Raw genomic sequence first — 18,908 nt, 5'->3', positions numbered from 1 at the left:
CAGCTCATCCGCAGGGTCGCTCCGCGTGGGGAGGGGTGCATCTGGCGTGGGCCGAATGGGTGACGGCGGTGATGTCAGTCGAGGCTTGACAGGAAGTCCGCCAGGGCCTTGTTGAACTCGGCCGGGCGTTCGAGGTTCGGGAGGTGGGCCGCGTCGGGGATGACCTGGAGGGTGGAGTCGGGGAGGGCCGCGTGCATGGCTTCGGCGTCGGTGACGGGGGTGTACTCGTCGTCCGCGCCGACGATGACCAGGGTGGGGACGGTGACCGTGATGAGGAGGTCGCGGTAGTCGGGGCGTTCGGCGCGGCCGCGCAGGGCCGCCGCGGCGCCCTCGGGGTCGGTGGCCGTCATCATGCGGTGTACGTGGGCCGCGACCTCGGCATTCGCGTACGGCGCGACCATTTTGTACAGCACCTCGTCGGCGTAGCCCGTCATGCCCTCGTGCAGCAGGCGGTCGGCCATGGTGTTCCGGGTCCGCTTGCCCTCCGGAGTCTCGGCGGCCGGGAAGGTGTCGGCCAGGATGAGGGCGCGTACGCGGTGCGGGAACTGGCGGTAGCACTCCATGGCTATCTGGCCGCCCATGGAGAGGCCGGCCAGGGCGAAGTCGGTGACGCCGAGGTCGTCCAGGAGCGTCGCTATGTCCTCGGCGAACGTCGAGAGGGGCGTGATGCCCGGGACGACCGGGGACTCGCCGTAGCCGCGCAGGTCGGGGGCGATGACGCGGCGGGAGGTCGCGAATGCCGTGATCTGGGGGTGCCACATCGTGCGGTCGAAGGGGTGGCCGTGGATGAGGACGAGGGGGAGGGGGAGGGACGGCGAGGAGTCTGCTTTCCCTTTGTCCTCGTATGCGAGGAAGGTGGCGGTCATGGGGTCGACCCTAGGGTTGCTCAACTCCTCGGTGCAATAAGATCTTTGCCCTCGGTGCAATGTGGGGAGGGGGCGGAGGGGGCGTGGCTGCTGACTATCGGCGTATCGCCGATCGCGTCGCGGACGACATCGCCGCCGGGCGGCTGAAGCCGGGGGACCGGCTGCCGCCGCAGCGGGTGTTCGCGCGGCGGCGGGGGATCGCCGGGTCGACCGCCGGGCGGGTGTACGCGGAGCTGGTGCGGCGTGGGCTGGTGGTGGGGGAGGTCGGGCGCGGGACGTTCGTACGGGCCGCGCCGCCGGTGTCGGCGGGGTGGGCGTTGGCGGAGCCGGCCACGTCGGCGCCCGTGAATCTGGAGCTCAACTACCCTGCCGTGCCGGGGCAGTCGGAGCTGCTGGCCGCCGGGATCGCGCCGTTGCTGCGGCCCGATGTGCTGGCGGACGCGCTGCGGACGGCTCCCGCGACCGGTACGGCCGCCGCGCGCGAGGCCGCGGCCGGGCTGCTCGCCACGGGGGGCTGGCGGCCGGCTCCGGAGCGGTTCCTCTTCACCGGGAACGCCCGCCAGGCCATCGCCGCGGCCCTCGCCCATCTCGTACGGCCCGGGGGGCGGGTCGGGGTCGAGTCCCTCACGTATCCGCTGGTCAAGGAGATCGCCGGGCGGTTGGGGGTGACGTTGGTGCCGCTCGCGACGGACGGGGAGGGGGTGCGGCCGGAGGCCGTGGTGGCGGCGCATCGGGCGGCGCCCTTGTCGGCGGTGTATGTGCAGCCGACGTTGCACAATCCGACGTCCGTGACGATGGGTGGGGTGCGGCGGGCTGAACTCGCGGGTGTGGTGCGGGAGTTGGATCTGCCGGTGATCGAGGACCGGGTCTGGGCGTTCCTGGCGGGCGGGGATGCGGGCGGGGATGCGGGCGGGGATACGGGCGGGGATACGGGCGGGGATACGGGGGGAGATGCGGGTGGGGATTTTGGTGGGCGGGTGCCGCCGCCGTTGGCCGCGTACGCGCCGGAGCGGGTGTTCGTTGTCGACGGGCTGTCCAAGCGGGTGGCGCCGGGGCTGACGGTCGGGTTTCTGGTGGTGCCGGAGGGGCGGGTCGAGGGGGTGGCGGCGGCGTTGCGTTCGGGGGGCTGGGCGGCGGGGCGGTTCGCCCTGGAGGCGGGGGTGCGGTGGATCGGGGACGGGACGGTCGGGCGGCTGGTCGAGGCGAAGCGGGCGGATGCGGCGGCGCGGCAGCGGCTGGTCGCCGAGCATCTCGCGGGGTTCGCGGTGCGGGGGGATGCGCGGGCGTACTACGTGTGGTGGGAGCTGCCGGAACCGTGGCGCGCCGACACGTTCTGTGCGGCGGCGGCGGAGCGGGGGGTGGCGGTGACTCCGGGGTCTGCGTTCAGTGTGCCGGGGGTGGGGGCTGGGCGGGGGGCGGGCACGCTTACCGGCGCTGACAGGGTGCCGCTGCGCCCACCCGTGCCGCCCCATCGGCACGATTGCCCGCAGCTAGGGGAGCCAGGGCAGCTGGGGCGGCCCGGGGTGCTGGGGCGGCCCGGGGCCGCCGCGTCCGCTGCCGGGCCTGGGGGCGTCGCGTCCGCTGCCGGGCCCGGGGCCGCCGTCTCCGCCGCCGGGCCCACGGTCGCCGCCTCCGCCGCCGACTGCGTCAGGCTTGGGCTTGGTTCGGTTTCTCTGTCGGAGTTGGCGGGGGCGTTGCGGGTGCTGGGGGACGTCGCGCGAGGCGGGACGTGAGCCAGGCGGCCGCGGCGACGGTGGCGCCGATGCCCAGGAGTCCCCAGGTCACCGTGCGGAGGGTGGCGGTGAGGGCGTCGTAGACGGCGCCGGCGGCCGCGGGGGAGACGCCCGGGGGCAGGTCGGCGAGGGTCAGGTGGCGGCCCAGGGCGACGGCGACGCCGAGGAGGGCGCCGCCGAGAGCGGTGCCGAGCCCCGTCGCGCAGACGGCCCGGCGGCGCTGCGTAGCGACGAGGATGCCACCGGCGGCCAGCGCGAGCGCGCCGACCGGGAGCCAGAACGCGGCGACTTCGAGCACGCGATACCCCTTCCGAAGCTGAACCAGTTCCGCGGCCGACAGCACCTCGACCTCGGTGTGCGCGACCGGGATGCGATGGGCGAACGGCACATGGTCGCGGACGAGTTGACGCTTGACGCGTTCGCCGACGGGCGCGAGGTCCAGCGTCACCGGACGCCCCTCGCCACCGCCCGCGCCCCGGTCGTACGGGCCCTCCTCGCGCACCGCCGTCAGCACCGCGTCGTGCGCCGCCCGGTTCGCCGTGTGCCACGCCGTGCGGAACGCCTCCGTCTGTGTGAAGGAGCGCGCCGCGTCGTGCGTGAAGTCCCGTACCCGCTCCCGCAGCGGCGGCCCCACCCGGATCTCGCGCAGGATCCCGGTGGCGACCGCGTCCGCGAGCGCCTCCCGCACGTCCGGGTCGACGGCCAGCGGCGCCATGACCGCCTCGTACCGCGTCCGGTCCGCGATCTCGTACGTCGCCCACGCGGCCAGCGCGCCCACCGGCGTGAGCAGGCAGGCGAGCACGGTCAGCACGGCCGACAGGGTGCCGCGGGCACGAGGGGACACCCCTCCAGGCAAGTCCCCCGCCCGCCCCCACGCGAGTGCTCACGCCCGATGTGACTGCGAATGGCATCACAGGACAATCCGAACGGGGAGTACATGTACATGCCTGGGAGGGGGAGGAGGGGGACATGCCTGGAAGGGGAGGAGGGGGACATGCCTAGGAGGGGAGGAGGGCTGGTCAGCGGGGGCGCGGGGGACTGATCTCCTGGGGCGTCGGGGGGCGCGGTCCCACCCCGGACCCCAGCGGGTGGCCCTCCTCGTCCTCGTGCGCGTAGTAGTGGTAGAAGGTCACCGCGAACACCGCCGCCGCGATGCCGAGCGACATGAGTGTGGAGCGCAGCACGGTGTGCTGGGGCGCCTGGTTGTAGAGGAAGCCGAAGGCGCAGCCCGCGAAGGTGGCCCAGAGGAGGGCGTACGGTTCGCGGCGCAGGCGGGGGGCCACGGTCGCCACGGCGAGGCAGAGCGCCGCGAACACGAACGCGGTCCCGAAGCCGAAGAGGAGGTTCCAGCCGGTGATGGGGCCGCCGTCGCGGTTCATGGCCGCGGCCCAGTAGCCGTAGACGAGGCCGAGGACCACGGGCAGGACCCTCTTCGTGAGCGTGTGGGCGCGCTCGCCGAAGACATGGGGGGTGGCCGGTTCGGGCCGTGTGCCCGGGGCCGTGGGCCTGTCCGGAACCCCCGGCCGGCCCGGAGTGGGTGCCGCTTGAACCATCGGAGCACTCCTCTCTTCCATTCCCCGCCTCTTCCCTCCCCCGTCTCTTCCCTCCTCCGTCGTCTCTTCCCTCCCCCGTCACTCTCCGCCCCGACTACCAGGGCACACCTGGGGAGGGGCCCCTGGCAAGTCGGGGCGCGAGGTCGGCCGTAGCCGGTCGGGACGCGGGCCGGTCGGGATGCGGGCCGGTCGGGATGCGGGCCGGTCGGGATGCGGGGCCCGTGCCGGCGTGCTTCGCTGTGGGGCATGCGGATGCCGATGCCGCGGGTGCCTCGGGAGACGGACCCCGTCGAGCGGCAGCAGGTGCTGCGGGTCCGCGGGCGGAACATCGCCTGGCTACCGCCGCTGGTCGTGCTGCTCACCGTGCCGGTGCTCGACTGGGTGACCGGCGGCGACTTCCGGGTCATCTCGTGGCTGGTGCTGGCGCCGGGCACGGCCGCCGCGGTCTGTGGTGTGCGGACGACGGCGGTGTTCGCGGGGCTCGCGATGTTCACGTACGTCGTCGGCGACAACTCCTGGTCGCACCAGGACCGCACCGGGCTCCCCGACTTCATCCTCGTCGCCCTGGGCGGGATCCTGTCCGTGCTGGCCTGCGCGGTACGGCTGCGCGGGCAGGAGCGGATGCTGCACATGCGGGCCGTCGTCGACACCACCCGCCGTATCCTGCTGCGCCAGCTGCCGCCGGACGTCGGCGGCCTCGACCACGCGGAGATCTACCTCGCCGCCGACAGCGAGGCCCGCGTCGGCGGCGACTTCTACGACATCCAGCCGAGCCCGCACGGCACGCGCGTCGTCATCGGCGACGTCCAGGGCAAGGGGCTCACGGCGGTGGAGGCGGCGTCCGTGCTGCTCGGCACGTTCCGCGAGGCCGCCTACTACGAGCCCGCACCGGCCACCGTGGCCGAGCGGCTGGAGACGCGGATGGTCCGCCACCTGCGCTACGCCGCGCACGTCGGCCGCGACGACGCCGAACGCTTCGCGACCGCCGTGCTGCTCGACTTCCCCGAGCTGCGCAGCGAGCGCACCGACTGGGGTCCCGACCTCACCGGGCTCGGCAGCGCGCTCACCGTGGACGTCGTCAACTTCGGCCACGAACCCCCGCTCCTGGTCTCCCCCGGCGGAGTACGGCCCCTGCCGCTCAGGGACGGACTGCCGTTGGGGCTCAGCGAGTTGGCGCCGCAGGCGCCCCGGACGACCACGGTGCGGGTCGCCGCCGACGAGACGCTCCTCCTCGTCACCGACGGGGTGACGGAGGCCCGCGACGGCGACGGGGCCTTCTTCCCCCTCCGCGCGTACCTCACCCGGGCCCTCGCCGACGGACCGTGCGCCACCGACCCCGAGTCCCTCGTCCGCCTCGTCCGCGACGGTGTTCTCGCCCACACCGGCGGCGGCCTCGACGACGACACGACGATCTTCGCGGTACGGCGGGCGTCGGAGCCGATGCGGACGGGTGCCGGTGGCGGGGGAGCGGTGGGGTGAGAGGGAGGGGCGAGGGGGGAGAGGGGGGAGAGGGGCGGGTGAGAGGGCCCGATGTGGGCGGTCCTTTCCCGCTCCTTTCCCCGTTTGCACGCGCAGCGGTTACCGTGCTGGCTGGCGTACGTGATCGACGGGGAACGATGGGGAGGGAACGATGCCCGGAACAGTGCTGCTGCTCGCGGCCTCGCCCATGGGCAAGGGGTGCCTCGTGGACGCGGCCTCCGTGCTTCCCGTACTGGCGGCCGTGACGCCCGAGGTGCTGTCCGGCACGGGTACGGCGAACGTGGTCGAGCTGGCCGATCCGCTGGAACCGCAGGCCGTCCTCACCCGGCTGCGCGCGGCGGCCACCGCGCCCGGGCCGCTGACCGTGTACCTCGCCGGGCAGCTCCAGCTCGACCGCAAGCAGCGGCTGGTGCATCTGGCGCTGGCGCGTACGACGCCGGCGACCGTGCGCTACACGGCCTTCCCCTGGCACTGGATCGTGGAGGAACTGCGGCTGCGTACGCCCGGATCCACGACGTTGTTCGTGGATCTGCACGCCGACGCGGAGGTGTGGCGGGAGTTGGCGGGGCGGCCGCTCGTGGTCGGGCCGGGGGTGAGTGTGTACGGGCGGATCGCGCCGCCCGTCACGGGGGTGCGGCGGGGGGTGGCCGTGCCGGGGTACATGAAGGCGCTGGCGACGATACTGCGCAGTGGGCAGCGGCCGGAGGCGGGGGTGCTGCACGAGCAGGTGCTGGCGCGGACGGGGGGTTACGGGGATCTGGTGCTGGCGTGGGATGCGACCGTGCCGGGTGGGGGTGGCCCCCGGGGAGGTTTCGCCCCCGCCGCCCCTACCCAGTCCCGTCCCCTGGGGGCTGCGCCCCCAGACCCCCACCATCGCCCTCCGGGCTCGTCCTCAAACGCCGGACGGGCTGAGAACGGTGCGGCCGGGCCGGGGGAGAACGGCTTGCCCGCGCCGGTGAGGGAGAACCCGTCCGGGCTGGTGAGGGAGGACCCGTCCGGGCTGGTGAGGGAGGACCCGTCCGGGCTGGTGGGGAAAGGCCTGACCAGGGCAGTGGCGGACGGCTCGGCCGGGGCCGCTGCGATTGTCGACCCCCATACCGCCATCACCGCCGCCGTCGAAGCCGGGCGGCATGCCGAGGCCGCTGAGCTTGCGGATCGGTGCGAGCAGGGGGCCTTGCGGGAGTTCGGGGCCGGGTCGGAGGCGGTGTTGCACTGGCGGGAGGTGCGGGCGGATCTGGCGATGTTCGCGGGGGACGCGGCGCGCAGTTGTGAGGCCTGGATGGGGGTCGCGGAAGCGCGGCTCGCGGCGGGGCAGCCGGCGCGGGACCCTGTGGTCGAGGCGGCGGTCGACCGGGCGCACCATCAGTGGGGGCTGGTCGCGGACGCCGGGCGGGCCCGTGAACTGGGTGTCGCGCTGGCGGAGTTGCGCGGACGCGTACCGGGGCGGCGGGCCGGGGCGCTGGAGCACGTACGGCAGCATCTGGCCGAACTGGAGCAGCGGAGCGCGGAGTTGAGGTCGGCCCAGCACGTACCCGGTTAGCCGAGCCGGTCGATGAGCCGTCGTTCCGTTCGTCGTAGATCGATGAGCCGTCGATCAGGGCGAATGCCGGGCCGACCTCGGAGGGGAGTTGTACGGGGCCACACCGTCAGCACACGGCGCGGACACCGCACGATGATCACTTAAGCGGGCGTACTTCCGGAACGGATCGGAGCCTGATCGGAGAATGATCAGAAACTCCCCAACCACCGGCAAAATCCACCCACCGCCACCACCCGCCGGTTATGACGGGGCTGGGATACGGACTCTGAACCACGCACCCCGGTGGGACGGGTGGGGCGGGTGGGACGGTTCCAGCGTGACCATGCCGCCGTGGGCCGCCGCGATCGCCGTGACGATGCTGAGGCCGAGCCCGCTGCCGGCGGCCCGCGTCTCCTCGCCGCGTACGAAGGGGTCGAAGAGCCGGGCACGGAGTTCGCCCGGGATTCCGGGGCCGTCGTCCAGGACCTCGATGACCCGGTAACCGTCCTCCGTGCCGAGGCCGAGTGTGGTCGTGGTGCCCGGCGGGGTGTGGACGCGGGCGTTGGCCAGCAGGTTGGCGACCAGTTGGTGGAGCCGCAGCGGGTCGCCGGTGACCGTGTGGTCGCCGGGGGCGAGGAGCAGCCGTACGGGGTGGTCGGGGTGGCAGTCGCGGGCGGCGGAGGCCGCGTCGCGGCACAGCTGGGCCAGGTCCACGCAGGTGAGCTGGAGGGGCTGGCCTAGGTCCAGGCGGGTCAGCAACACGAGTTCGTCGATGAGCGTGCTCATCCGGCCGACCTCGGTGGCGATGCGGCCGAGCGCCTCCTGCCGCATGGGTTCGTACGCGGGGTCGCCGACCCGGGCGAGTTCGGCGTAGCCGGAGATCGTGGTCAGCGGGTTGCGCAGTTCGTGTCCGGCGGACGCCATGAACTCGCGCAGCCGGCGCTCGCCGTCCTCACGTTCTTTGACCTCGCGGCGGCCGAGGCGGCGGGCGCCGATCAGGACGGTCGCGAGGAGGGGGAGCGCGGCGGCCGTCTCGGTCTGGAGCAGGCGTTCGACCGCCTGCCGGTCGTCGGCCGTCGAGACGGCCGTGACGAGGTAGCCGCGTTCGCCGTTCCGGCCGGCCCCGGGGGCGCGCACCACCTTCGCGCGGTAGTTCTCGCCGAACGCCGAGGGGTTCGCGCGGGCCGCGTACGCCGTCAGCCGGGCGGGTGTGAGGGTGGGGAACTCGGGGAGGTTGTCGGAGCCCGGGTGGCGTTCCACGACGTTGCCCTTGGCGTCGAGGACGAGGATCAGAGTGTTGGCGTTGGCGTTGGTGTCGGTGTCGGTGTCGGTGTCGGTGTCGGTGTCGGTGTTGACGTTGGCGTCGGCGTTGGCCTTCGGGGTGGGGGTGCTGGGCGGGGTGGGGCCGAGGGCGCTGAGCCGCGCTATCTCCTGGTCGGTGCGGGTGGTGAGGTGGTGGGCGAGGGTGTGGGCGGAGAGGGCGGCGACCGCGCCCAGGGTGGTGAGGGTGGCGATCAGCCAGAAGCCGACGGTGCGTCGGCCGGTGTGGTGGGGGCGGATCGGTTGCTCGACGGGAGGGAGGGGGTGAGGGCCGGGGTGGGGCCGGGAGTGTGTGTCGCTCGGTGCGAGCAGTCCGGCCGCCCTGATGTTTCCGCCCAGCCCGCTGAATCCGCTCATCCGCCCGGCCCGTCCATGTCGCCCAGTTTTCCTTCGCCCCCGCCGCCCTTACCCGTCCCTCCCCCAGGGGCTGCGCCCCTTCAACCCCGCACTGCCACGGGGCTCCGCCCCGGACCTCCGTCAGGGTGCTGCGCCCTCCGGACCTCCGTCTGGGTGCTGCACCCCGGCCTCCGCCACGGGCTTCGCTCTGGCCTCCGCCCCGGCCTCCGCCCTCGGCCTCCGCCACGGGGCTTCGCCCTGGACCTCCGCCACGGGCTTCGCCCTGGACCTCCGCCACGGGCTTCGCCCTGGACCTCCGCCACGAGGCTCCGCCCCCGAACCCCGCCACGAGGCTCCGCCCCCGAACCCCGCCACGGGGCTTCGCCCTGGACCTCCGCCACGGGGCTTCGCCCTGGACCTCCGCCACGGGGCTTCGCCCCCGAACCCCGCCAGGGGCGCTCCGCCCCGAACCCCCGCTGAACTCCCCCGATCCTCTCCAGCCAGTCCGGCGTTCGACGGCGAGCGCGGGGGGCCGTCCACCACCCGTTCCGTCGCCGACAAGCCTTCCTCCGCAGCGCTCAGTTCGCGCACAGCTGATAGCCGACCCCCCGCACCGTCCGTATGAGGGATTGCCCCGGTTCGCCCAGTTTGCGGCGCAGGTAGTAGATGTACGTGTCGACGACGCCGGACCCCTCGTCGCGGTGGTTCCAGACGCGTTCCTGGATCTGGCCCCGGGAGAGGACGCGGCCGGGGTTCTCCATGAGGTAGCGGAGCAGGGCGAACTCGGTGGTGGTGAGGTCGACGGGGCGGCCGGCGGCCCAGACCTGGTGGGCGTCGGCGTCGAGCTGGACCGCGCCGGCGCGCAGCCGGTTGCGGTCACCCGTGGGGCCGGCGCCACCGGCCCGGCGCAACAGCGCACGCACCCGGGCGGCGACCTCCTTCAACTCGAACGGCTTGGTGACGAAGTCGTCCCCGCCCATGTCCAGCCCGCGCACCCGGTCGTCGACGCCACCGAGCCCCGTGAGGAACAGCACCGGCACGTCGTTGCCCCGGTCCCGCAACGTCCGGCAGACCTCGAAGCCGCTGAGGTCGGGGAGGTTGACGTCGAGGAGGATCAGATCGGGATCGTGCCGGGTGACGGCCTGCAGGGCCTGACGGCCGGTGGCCGCGGCGCTCACCTGGTAGCCGAGGAATTCCAGCGCCATGGTGAGCATGGAACGGATGCCCTCCTCGTCGTCCACGACGAGCAGCCGTCCCGTGGACGCCGATGTCGCTGGTGGGAGGGGTGTCGCTGCTGACTGAACCGAGGGCACAGGGGTGGTCATGTCCTGTTCCTTTGCGACCGTGACCTCGTTTGAGGTCTCAAGTTCCGGCAGGTTCGTATCGTCACATGTACCCGCAGGTAAGGGAGAACGCTTTCGAGATGAATCGGAATCCCGCGTTCCCTGCGTTCCCCGCGTGAACGACGAAGGCGCGCCCGGTCGTTGACCGAGGCGCGCCCTCGAAGGGAGAACCTGAACAGAGCACCCGAACCAGTAACCCGACAGGAAACCCGCTGGCTCAGCTGGTGAAGATGAAGTACTTCCAGGAGCCGTGCGTCGTGGTGTTCACGTTGTCACCGGACGTCGTGTCGATGTACGACGACCGGATCCGGAAGCGGACACCCGTGGCCGGCGTGCCCGTCAGCTCGACCGCCGCCCTGCCGTCGGCCTCCAGCGGGAAGTACTCCGTGCCCGTGGTCCGCCAGGCGCCGTCGTAGTACCCCTGGACCTGTACGCGGTAGTCGCGGCCCGGGTACATCGACATCGAGGTCGTGAACAGCGGGTCCACGGACTTCCGGAAGTAGTAGTACGTCTGGTTCCAGGCGTAGTTGGTCTTGTAGTGGCGGCTCGGCGTCGTCGACACCCTCACCTTGGTGTAGACGCGGCTCTCCGCCGTCTTCGGCGCGTAGCGCGCGTCGCCCGCGAACTTGGCCGTGAGCTTGGTGTCGCGGGTCAGGTCGAGGGTGACGGACAGGTTGCCCGAGGAGTTGACCGTGCCGGACTTCACCAGCTTGTTCGGCTTGTCGGAGCCGTAGGGGTCGGCCCAGATCTCGACCTTGCGGTTGTTGTAGGTCGTGCCGAGGTGCGCGGTGAACGTCACGTCCGCGCTGTACGCGTACACGTTGCCGTTCTTGTTGAGCGTCAGCGTGGGCGTGGCACGGGAGACCTGGACCGTGTCGGACGCGGAGGCCGCCTCGTGCGTGGCGTCGCCCGCGTAGGAGACGGTGTACTTCACCGAACCACCGGCTGGCGGGGTGTCCTTGAAGGAGTACGTGCCGTCCGCGGCGACCGTGGCGGGGGCGAGCGCCTTGCCCGCCGCGGACTCCAGGTCGGTACGGGTGACCGTGAGGGTGGTCCCGGAGGCGAAGGCCGCGTCCGAGGTCAGCTTGCCGGTGACCGTCAGCTCCTTGGCGCGGGTGGCCGTGGCGGGAGCGTTCACCGTCAACGTCGTCGGGGCCGGCGTGGGGGCCGGCGGCGGGACCTGGTCGTTCAGGTCGCGCAGCGCGTAGCCGCCCGTGCTGGTGGCGACGACCGCGAACAGGTGCGACTCGTCCGGCGTGAAGGCGAGGCCGCCGGACACGAGCGTGCCCGCGCCGGTGCCGTCGGCCGTGTTCGTGAAGTCGTAGATGTGGGCGGCCGTGGCGGCGCCCGGCTCGTAGACCCACACGTCCGGCTCGTACATGCCGTTGATGCCCGCGGCGACCGTGCCGTCGGGGGCGATCTCCACGGCGTTCGGGTACGCGTCGGTCGGGTACTTGCCGTCCGGCGTCAGGTCCGAGGTCTTGTACACCTGGTGGAAGTACGGGGCGCCGCTGGCCACCACGAGGTGGGAGCCGTCGGGGGTGAGGGCGAGGTCGCTCAGGTTGCTCGCCACGTACTCGCTGGTGTTGGGGCCGCTCGCCGTCTTCGTCGCCGTACCGGACGACACGTCGTAGACGGCCACGGTGATCGGGCTCATGCCCTCGATGCCCGCCGCCAGGGTGCCCGGGGCACCGGGGGTGGAGGTCAGGGTCGGGGCCGCGTACCAGCCGCGGTCCTGGCCGAGCGTGAGCACGGGGTCGGTGCCGGAGAGGTCCAGCGAGCCGATGTTGCCCTGGGCGGCGGCGCCGTAGCCGAACCACAGCTTGCCGCCCGCCCACGCCGGGTACTGCGGGTCGGTGCCCTCGCCGGTCGGGTAGCGCTTGGTTTCGGCCACCGTCGCCGTGTCGATGGCCACGATGGCGTCGTCGCCCGGCACGGCCGCGTAGAGCGTGCCGGAATCGGGGGACAGCTCTAGGCCCTTGGCGCCGGGCAGGGAGGGCACGGTGCCGAGGACCGTGCCCGCGTAGTCGGTCGCGACGACCTGGCCGCCGGTCGGGTCGGAGACGAAGACCCGCTGGTGGACACCGTCCACGACGATGTCGCCGGACGACTGCACCGGCAGGGGCGTACTGGTGTCGGCCACGGCGGGCGCGGCCGTCCCGACCGCGAGCGCGGCCGAGCTGAAGAGAACGGCCAGCGCGGTGCCGGCCGGAAGCGTACGTATGTGTCTGCGCACGGTGTTTCGAACCCCCGGAAGGAAAACGAAGGGACAGCGAAAGAGACGCCGTCGCATACGGCCGCCGGCGCGGGACCGAGGACGTGCCTGATCCGTGGACCGGGTGGGGGGACCGTGTGGGGCGCGTGTGGCGCGTGAGCGAAGACTAGATCACGCCACTGACAGGAGCTTCACAGGGGCGCCGAGAACGCGGTGTTCAGCAGCCGGCCGGAGCGTGACGGGTCACCCTGTGGGGCATTGCAGGTCGGGCAGGGAGCGGTTCGGGGAACAGGTCACCAGGGCCACGGCGAGATACGTGGGGCGTTCGAGGTAGCGGCCGAGGGAAACGTCCGCTCCCGAATTCAGCCGCTCCACAGCGGAGTCGACGAGCCTGGCCAGGTGGGTGGTGTCGCGGTCGTGGCCGGAGGCGAACCGGTGCGCGTACTCGGCCAGGCGCTCGCCGAGCCAGGCTGCCGCGTCCTTCGCCTCGCTCCACGTACCGCGGACCAGGATCGGCGGCTTGATCAGCCAGTACGCCGTCTCCAGCGGCGGAAGGTCGACGACCGGGAACTCCGCCGCCACCCCCGTCGGCCTGACGCACCACGGCACGGGAACGGCCGGTGCCGTCACCGGCTGTCAAGTGGCGTGAGAGTCCCAGCGACACGCCGCCTGCACGGCGTGTCGCTGGGACTACGCGCCCACTTGGCTCTCGCTTGGCGATTCGCCAACAGCGGCCGTTCGACGTCGTGGGCCACCGGCACGGAGGGCGTCGCCCCCGGACTGCTCGGACTACTGCGTGAAGATGAAGTACTTCCACGCGCCGTACGTCGTCGTGTTCACGTTGTCGCCGGAGCTCGTGTCGCGGTACTCCGAGCGGAAGCGGAAGCGGATGTTCGTGGTCGGGGTGCCGGTCAGGGTGATCTCGGACTTGCCGGCCGTGCCGAGGGGGAAGTACTCGGAGCCGGCGTCGCGCCAGGCGCCCTGGTAGTAGGCCTGGAGCTGGAGGCGCTGCTTGCGGCCCTTGTAGTAGGTCATCGTGGTCTTGAGGACCGGGTCCTTGGACTTGCGGATGTAGTGGTACTTCTGGCCCCAGGCCGACTGGGTCTTGTAGTGGCCCGCGATGGAGGAGGAGATCCTGACCTTCGTGTAGACCGTGTTCGTGACCGTCTTCGCCTTGTAGCGCGCGTCGCCCGCGAACTTCGCCGACAGCTTGGTGTCGCGGGTCAGGTCGAGGGTGACGGACAGGTTGCCCGAGGAGTTGACCGTGCCGGACTTCACCAGCTTGTTCGGCTTGTCGGAGCCGTACGGGTCGGCCCAGATCTCGACCTTGCGGTTCTTGTACGTCTTGCCGAGGTGCGCGGTGAACTTGACGTCCGCGCCGTACGCGTAGGTCTTGCGGTTCTTGTCCAGCGTCAGCGTGGGCGTCGCGCGGGAGACCTCGACCGTGTCGGAGGCGGACGCGGCGGTGTGGTCCGCGTCGCCCGCGTACGACACCTTGTACGTGACCCTGCCGCCGGCCGGCGGGGTGTCCGTGAAGGAGAACTTGCCGCCGGTGCCCAGCTTCTTGGTGCCGAGCGACTTGCCCTTCGGGGACTCCACGTCGGTGCGGGTGACCGTGAGCGGGGTGCCGGCGGGCAGCGCCAGGTTCGAGGTGAGCTTGCCGGAGACGGTGAGCTGCTTGGCGCGGGTGGCCGTCGCCGGGGCGCTGACCGTGGCGGTGCTGACGTACTTGCGGGGCGCGTCGACGACGTGGAAGCGGGTCTCGTACGACGACGAGGTCAGCGCGAACAGCTTGTCGCCGTCGGGGGACCACACCACGCCGTTGTCGTTCCACAGCGTTGAGCCGTGCAGGTCACGGACGCTCGCGGGCTGGTCCGCGCCCTTGGCGAAGACATGGGTGTCGCCCTGGTCGTCGAAGTCGTAGATCGTCGCCGCGACCGTGCCGTCCGGGGCGATGTCGACGCCCATCGGCTCGTCCGGCACGGGGAAGCTGCGCGTCTGCTCCAGGTCGGAGAGGCGGTACTCGGTGAGCGCGCGGTTGCCGGGGCCGGCCATCACGAGGTGGGTGCCGTCCGGGGTGAGGGCCGCGTCGTTCGGGAAGCCGCCCTTGTTCGCGGAGACCCGGATGACCGGCGTACCGGAGGCGATGTCGTAGACGATGACCGGGCCGGAGCTGATGCCCGCGTCGAGCGCGACGAGCGTGCCCGGGTTGTCCGGGTCGGCGTACAGCATGGGAGGGCTGGCGTAGTCGTGGCCCGCGGCGAGGTCCAGCGTGACCGTCGGGGTCTCGGCGGTCAGGTCGACCGCGCCGAGCCCGGAGTCCCACTGGTCGCCGTAGGCGAACCACAGCTTGCCCTCGGCGAAGACCAGCCGGGACGGATCGGTGTTCTCGCCGGTCGCGTACTCGGCGGTCTGCGTCTGCGTCGCCGTGTCGATGGCGACGATCTTGTCGGCGCCGTACACGGCCGCGTACAGCGTGCCGTTGTCCGGGCTGAGTTCGAGGTCCCTGACCTGCGAGAGTCCGGTGATCTGACCGACGACCACACCGGCGTAGGTGGTGACGACGATCTTGTCGTTGCCCGGGTCGCTGATGAACAGCCGCTGGTGCTTGGCGTCCACGACCGTGTCGTACGGCTGCGATACGGCGATGGCCCTGCTGCTGTCGGCGGACGCCGGTGCGCCCGTGCCGACGGTGAGCGCGGCCGAGCTGAAGAGGACTGCCAGCGCGGTGGCAGCCGGAAGAGTGCGGATACGCACGTGGTTTCGAACCCCCCGGAACGAAAGAAATGGGCGCGTCGTCGCGCGGGGCCGGTGTGTTCGACCTGTGCGGCGCGTGTGACGCATGTGACGCGTGTGCGAAGACTAAGTCATGTCACTGACAAGAGGGTCACAGGGGGTGGTGGAGAACTCAATGCATTTACGTACGCCAGCGGCGGAGGTACGCGTCGGCTCAGCCGCGTGCCGCTGTCGAGGGCCCGGCGTCAGGGCGCGTTGTACGTGGGGCTGAAGGAGATGCCGGACGGCGACCTGCTCGCGGCGCGCATGGAGCGCCGGTCTTCAACAACGCCGCCGCCTGACGGGTACGACGACCTGACGGGTACGACGACCTGACGGGTACGACGGACCCGCGCCCCTGACGGGTACGACGGACCCGCGCCCCTGACGGGTACGACGGACCCGCGCCCCTGTCGGGGCGCGGGTGCCGGGCGCCACGGCCCTGGAGGTCAGCCCGCGCCGTTCGGGTCGAAGGAGATGCCGGACGGCTTGGCACGCTCCAGTTCGAGGTTGAAGCGGCCGTCCTTCAGCGGGAAGTTGGCATCGCCCCAGGTGGCGTTCTGCAGCCGGCTCTGGAGGTTCACGCCGTTGGTGCCCGTGCCCATGCTGTTCCAGCTGACCAGGCGCGGGAAGTCCCAGCCGCCGTCGCCCCAGGCCTCCGCGACCTCGCCCGACTTGGCGAAGCGGAAGGTGTGGGTGAGCGCACCGTCCTTGTGGTAGACGACCTTGAGGCGGACACCGTCCCTCGGGACCGAGCCGAACGACGTGGTCGTGTAGTTGCCGTGGCCGGAGACGGACGCGTACTCGGGCGTGCTCGCGCCCTGCCGTATCCAGATCACCGCGGCTTCCCAGTCGTGACGGTGCGACGTGGCGGTGCAGTTGTCGCAGCTCATGTCCTTCTCGAAGTACAGGGTGTAGACGATCCCGCACCAGCCGTTGTTGCACTTGACTCGCGAGTAGGTGTTGGCGTTACCGAGGTGGCCCGAGCGGCACTGGCCGGTGACGGGCCCGCTGTCGTCGAGGCCGCCGTTGAGGGTGCCGTTGATGTCGATGGCCGCCACGGGGAGGCAGCCGTTCGTGTCGTAGTCGAAGACTGGCTGGAACTGCTTCTGGAACGAGGTGGTGCGCTCGGACAGCGGGGTCAGCACGGCGGCGCTGGCGCTGCCTGTGAACCCGATGGTCAGCGCGGCGGCGGCGCCCGCGACGAGCGCGGTCCGGCCGAGGCTCCTGAGACGGGGGAAGCGGGACGTTCTGCCACTCGGGGCCGCGGCTGCGGCTGCGTTCGACATCAGCGGTTCTCCACTTGTCACTTGTCGCCTGCTCTGCACGGGGGAATACGGGAGATCAGGAGATACGGGGATGCCGCCGGTGACCCGGTTCGGCGAGGCAAGGCTGGCAGAGCCATGCCAACCCCGGAAGTGGAGAAAGCGTCTGTTCGTCAACGCGTCGGACTGCCGTCACGAGTACCGCGTTCCGGGCGATCGGGGTTCACTTCCGCTCTGCATGGCATAGGGGAGGCTTACTGCGGATGACGGGAATTCGATGGCTGGTGGGCCTTGGCGTCGGCGTCCCCATGAAGAGGTGCTCGGTCCCCTCCCGGCCGACCCGCTGGGGCTCGGTGACGGGCAAGGGTGCCGCCCCGTAAGGAGCGGCACCCTTGAAGAACCTCGGTCGGCCGTCGTGCGTCAGCGGTCGAGGACGATCTTCGTCGTGGTGACCGGGCCGGCGTTCGGCGACGCGGACGCGGACTTCTTCTTGTCGGGGTTGATGGCGTACTTGAAGGAGAAGCCCACCGTGGCCTTGCCGGGCTTGCCGCCGACCTGGACGTTGAACACGCAGGTGCCGGAGAGGGTGTAGTTCTTCTTCTTCTTGTGCGGGTGGGCCTTGCTGCCCACCGTGGAGTGCCACTGGTAGCCGACCGGGATGGCGGCGTGGTTGTCGTGGTACTTGCCGTTGAGCCCCGTGGCCTTGCAGTTCATCTTGCTGGTGGCGATGGCCTTCAGCTTCTTGTTGGTGATCTTGAAGGACCAGGGCATCGGGTAGTGCTTGGGGTACTTGCCCGTCAGCTTGACCTGGGCGTGCAGGATCCCGGCCTTCTGCTTCGCCTTGGGCGTGTTGTAGCCCTGCTTCTTCGGCGTGAAGACGGTCGTCTCCTGGGCCGTGGCGCCCGTCGCGCCCGTCGCGCCCGTCGGTGCGGCCTCCGCGGCGCCGAGCGCGCCGAAGGTCAGGGCCAGGGCGGCTCCGGACACGACGGCTATGCGGCCGACCTTGTTCATTTCGTTCTGCAAGGTGTCCCCGTTTCAGAAAAGCGTGAGACCAGGGGAGTTGCCTGGTCATCAACAGCTCATCAGAGAGAGCGGGGGCGGCGGTAGGTCCTTTGGGACAGTGCGCGTGCGAAAGTCGGGGGAGAGTGCGTGAAGCCACTGTGCCCGTTCCGCGACGCGGACTTGGCCGATTGACCCTCCTGCCGATGTGTGCCGACAATGCGCGTCCGGAACGCTCACCAGCATCTGTCCGTAGGGGGAACGATCAGCAGTCATCCGGTTCATGGCACCGTCCGGTCGTGGGACGACGAGTCCGGCTGGGGCGTACTCGCCTCGCCCGAGGTCCCCGGCGACGTCTGGGCGCACTTCTCGGCCGTCCACACCCCGGATCCGGACGCGTTCGCGTCCCTGGAACCCGGCGAGGCCGTCCTCTTCACCTGGGAGGAAGCCGACCAGGACGGCTACTCCTACCGCGCCCTGCGGGTACGCCGCCCCGGCGACCCGGAGACCGACTGGGACGAGGACGACGACGAGGACGAGGACGAGGAGGACGACGTGTTCGCACTGACCGACGTCCACATCGAGTTCGACGACGAGTGACCTGGCCGGTCAAGGGCATCTCGCCGGTGACCCGCACGGAAACGTAACAGCACACCCGTTCGAGTGAATGGCTCCGGGTTCCTTGTGCGGGCTTCCGGTCCACCGTGAAAGCGTCGCGCTGAGCGAAGGAGGTCTGTCATGGCGACGGCGGAGCCGACCACGCCTGCGCCCGAGGGTGCCGATGTGCAGCAGGTCTTCGAAGTGTTCAGCGCGGTCGCTCCCAAGGGCTGGCGCGTGGAGCTGATCGAGGGTGACGTCTGTGTGACGTCGCTGGGCGACGGGCGGCACGCGGGGATCGTGTCGGAACTCAGCGGGCAGGTCATCGACCGTCGACAAGACCGGTCTCTGTGCAACTACACCGGCATCGGCCTGACCGTCCCCGGCTCCTCCGCGACAGGTCACGTCGTCCCAGACCTGGTCATCGCCCCCAAGGGGAGCTTCGGCGACCAGGAAGAGTGGCACGATCCCTCCCCCGTCCTCCTCGTCGCCGAGGTCACCTCCGACAGCACGGCCGACCGTGACCGTGAGAAGAAGATCCGCGGCTACGCCCGGGCGGGTATCCCCGTCTACCTCCTCATCGACCGGGAGGAGGGGCAGGTGACTGTGTACTCGGAGCCGTCAGGTGACGAGTACGCCAAGGGTGCCAAGCACAAGATGGGGCTGGCCGTGCCCCTGCCCGCCCCCCTCGGCTTCGAGCTGGACACCGCCGAGTTCTGAGCGGAGGGAAGCGGGCTCGCGTCAGCGGGGGAACACGTTCGCGAGGGTCATCAGCGCGGCGATCGCGAGGAGCGCCGCCGTGACGGAGCGGGCGTGGCGGGTGAGCAGGTCTCGGATCATGGGGACCTCCCAGCGGCGACGTCAACGGGAACAGGGGTGGCTGCGGCGGGGGCCGGCCGGCAGCGGGC

16 protein-coding genes are annotated in these 18,908 nt (G+C 71.4%); 6 read left to right on the top strand and 10 right to left on the bottom strand.

From position 1 onward, the window contains the following. Positions 1 to 74 precede the first annotated feature (74 nt). Entirely contained in the window at positions 75 to 866 is a 792-nt protein-coding gene (locus tag JIX56_RS22850) for an alpha/beta fold hydrolase (RefSeq protein WP_257543067.1), read from the bottom strand. An 83-nt stretch (positions 867 to 949) separates the two neighbouring features. Here JIX56_RS22850 and JIX56_RS22845 point away from each other — a divergent pair, with 83 nt between their 5' ends. Next, the gene (locus JIX56_RS22845) at positions 950 to 2,599 is read left to right on the top strand and encodes an aminotransferase-like domain-containing protein (protein WP_257543066.1); all 1,650 of its coding nucleotides are present in this window, start codon (positions 950 to 952) and stop codon (positions 2,597 to 2,599) included. On the opposite strand, the gene JIX56_RS22840 is transcribed toward JIX56_RS22845, so the two are convergent. Together JIX56_RS22840 and JIX56_RS22835 are read right to left on the bottom strand one after the other, a co-directional pair. Then, a complete protein-coding gene (locus tag JIX56_RS22840) occupies positions 2,514 to 3,443 on the bottom strand; it encodes a hypothetical protein (RefSeq protein ID WP_257543065.1) in 930 nt (309 codons plus the stop codon). The genes JIX56_RS22845 and JIX56_RS22840 overlap by 86 nt on opposite strands. A 175-nt stretch (positions 3,444 to 3,618) precedes the next feature. After that, positions 3,619 to 4,152: a hypothetical protein gene (locus JIX56_RS22835; RefSeq protein WP_257543064.1), complete on the bottom strand. Its 534-nt coding sequence runs from the start codon at positions 4,150 to 4,152 to the stop codon at positions 3,619 to 3,621. A gap of 246 nt (positions 4,153 to 4,398) precedes the next feature. Between JIX56_RS22835 and JIX56_RS22830 the strand changes: the two genes are divergently transcribed. After that, entirely contained in the window at positions 4,399 to 5,631 is a 1,233-nt protein-coding gene (locus JIX56_RS22830; RefSeq protein ID WP_257543063.1) for a PP2C family protein-serine/threonine phosphatase, read from the top strand. Between the two features lie 151 nt (positions 5,632 to 5,782). Further along, complete coding sequence (locus JIX56_RS22825; RefSeq protein ID WP_257543062.1) at positions 5,783 to 7,171, top strand: hypothetical protein; 1,389 nt, start codon at positions 5,783 to 5,785, stop codon at positions 7,169 to 7,171. A gap of 240 nt (positions 7,172 to 7,411) precedes the next feature. Here JIX56_RS22825 and JIX56_RS22820 read toward each other — a convergent pair whose 3' ends face one another. The 5 genes from JIX56_RS22820 to JIX56_RS22800 all read right to left on the bottom strand — a co-directional run bounded on the left by JIX56_RS22820 (position 7,412) and on the right by JIX56_RS22800 (position 15,121). Next, positions 7,412 to 8,827, bottom strand: coding sequence for a sensor histidine kinase (locus tag JIX56_RS22820; RefSeq protein ID WP_257543061.1), 1,416 nt, complete (start codon positions 8,825 to 8,827; stop codon positions 7,412 to 7,414). 557 nt (positions 8,828 to 9,384) lie between these two features. Beyond that, positions 9,385 to 10,131 carry a response regulator transcription factor gene (locus tag JIX56_RS22815; RefSeq protein WP_257543060.1) on the bottom strand — a complete coding sequence of 249 codons (747 nt, stop codon included), beginning with the start codon at positions 10,129 to 10,131 and terminating at the stop codon, positions 9,385 to 9,387. Positions 10,132 to 10,366: 235 nt separating this feature from the next. Then, positions 10,367 to 12,385 carry an Ig-like domain repeat protein gene (locus JIX56_RS22810; protein WP_443031861.1) on the bottom strand — a complete coding sequence of 673 codons (2,019 nt, stop codon included), beginning with the start codon at positions 12,383 to 12,385 and terminating at the stop codon, positions 10,367 to 10,369. A 222-nt stretch (positions 12,386 to 12,607) separates the two neighbouring features. Then, positions 12,608 to 12,994 carry a hypothetical protein gene (locus JIX56_RS22805; RefSeq protein WP_257543059.1) on the bottom strand — a complete coding sequence of 129 codons (387 nt, stop codon included), beginning with the start codon at positions 12,992 to 12,994 and terminating at the stop codon, positions 12,608 to 12,610. A gap of 159 nt (positions 12,995 to 13,153) precedes the next feature. Next, a complete protein-coding gene (locus JIX56_RS22800) occupies positions 13,154 to 15,121 on the bottom strand; it encodes a WD40 repeat domain-containing protein (RefSeq protein ID WP_257543058.1) in 1,968 nt (655 codons plus the stop codon). A gap of 201 nt (positions 15,122 to 15,322) precedes the next feature. On the opposite strand from JIX56_RS22800, the gene JIX56_RS22795 reads away from it, so the two are divergent. Further along, a complete protein-coding gene (locus JIX56_RS22795; protein ID WP_257543057.1) occupies positions 15,323 to 15,475 on the top strand; it encodes a hypothetical protein in 153 nt (50 codons plus the stop codon). 113 nt (positions 15,476 to 15,588) lie between these two features. On the opposite strand, the gene JIX56_RS22790 is transcribed toward JIX56_RS22795, so the two are convergent. Continuing rightward, positions 15,589 to 16,428 carry an NPP1 family protein gene (locus JIX56_RS22790; protein WP_257543056.1) on the bottom strand — a complete coding sequence of 280 codons (840 nt, stop codon included), beginning with the start codon at positions 16,426 to 16,428 and terminating at the stop codon, positions 15,589 to 15,591. Between the two features lie 396 nt (positions 16,429 to 16,824). Further along, positions 16,825 to 17,427 (bottom strand): hypothetical protein, encoded by a 603-nt coding sequence (locus tag JIX56_RS22785; RefSeq protein WP_257543055.1) that lies wholly within the window; start codon positions 17,425 to 17,427, stop codon positions 16,825 to 16,827. Positions 17,428 to 17,622: 195 nt separating this feature from the next. Between JIX56_RS22785 and JIX56_RS47670 the strand changes: the two genes are divergently transcribed. Both JIX56_RS47670 and JIX56_RS22775 read left to right on the top strand, forming a co-directional pair. Further along, a complete protein-coding gene (locus JIX56_RS47670) occupies positions 17,623 to 18,003 on the top strand; it encodes a cold-shock protein (protein ID WP_306819871.1) in 381 nt (126 codons plus the stop codon). Between the two features lie 138 nt (positions 18,004 to 18,141). Further along, the gene (locus JIX56_RS22775; protein WP_257543054.1) at positions 18,142 to 18,720 is read left to right on the top strand and encodes a Uma2 family endonuclease; all 579 of its coding nucleotides are present in this window, start codon (positions 18,142 to 18,144) and stop codon (positions 18,718 to 18,720) included. The last annotated feature ends 188 nt before the right edge of the window (positions 18,721 to 18,908 follow it).

It is taken from the genome of Streptomyces sp. CA-210063 (assembly GCF_024612015.1).
Taxonomy (GTDB): domain Bacteria; phylum Actinomycetota; class Actinomycetes; order Streptomycetales; family Streptomycetaceae; genus Streptomyces.
This window is presented reverse-complemented; position numbering and strand designations above follow the sequence as displayed.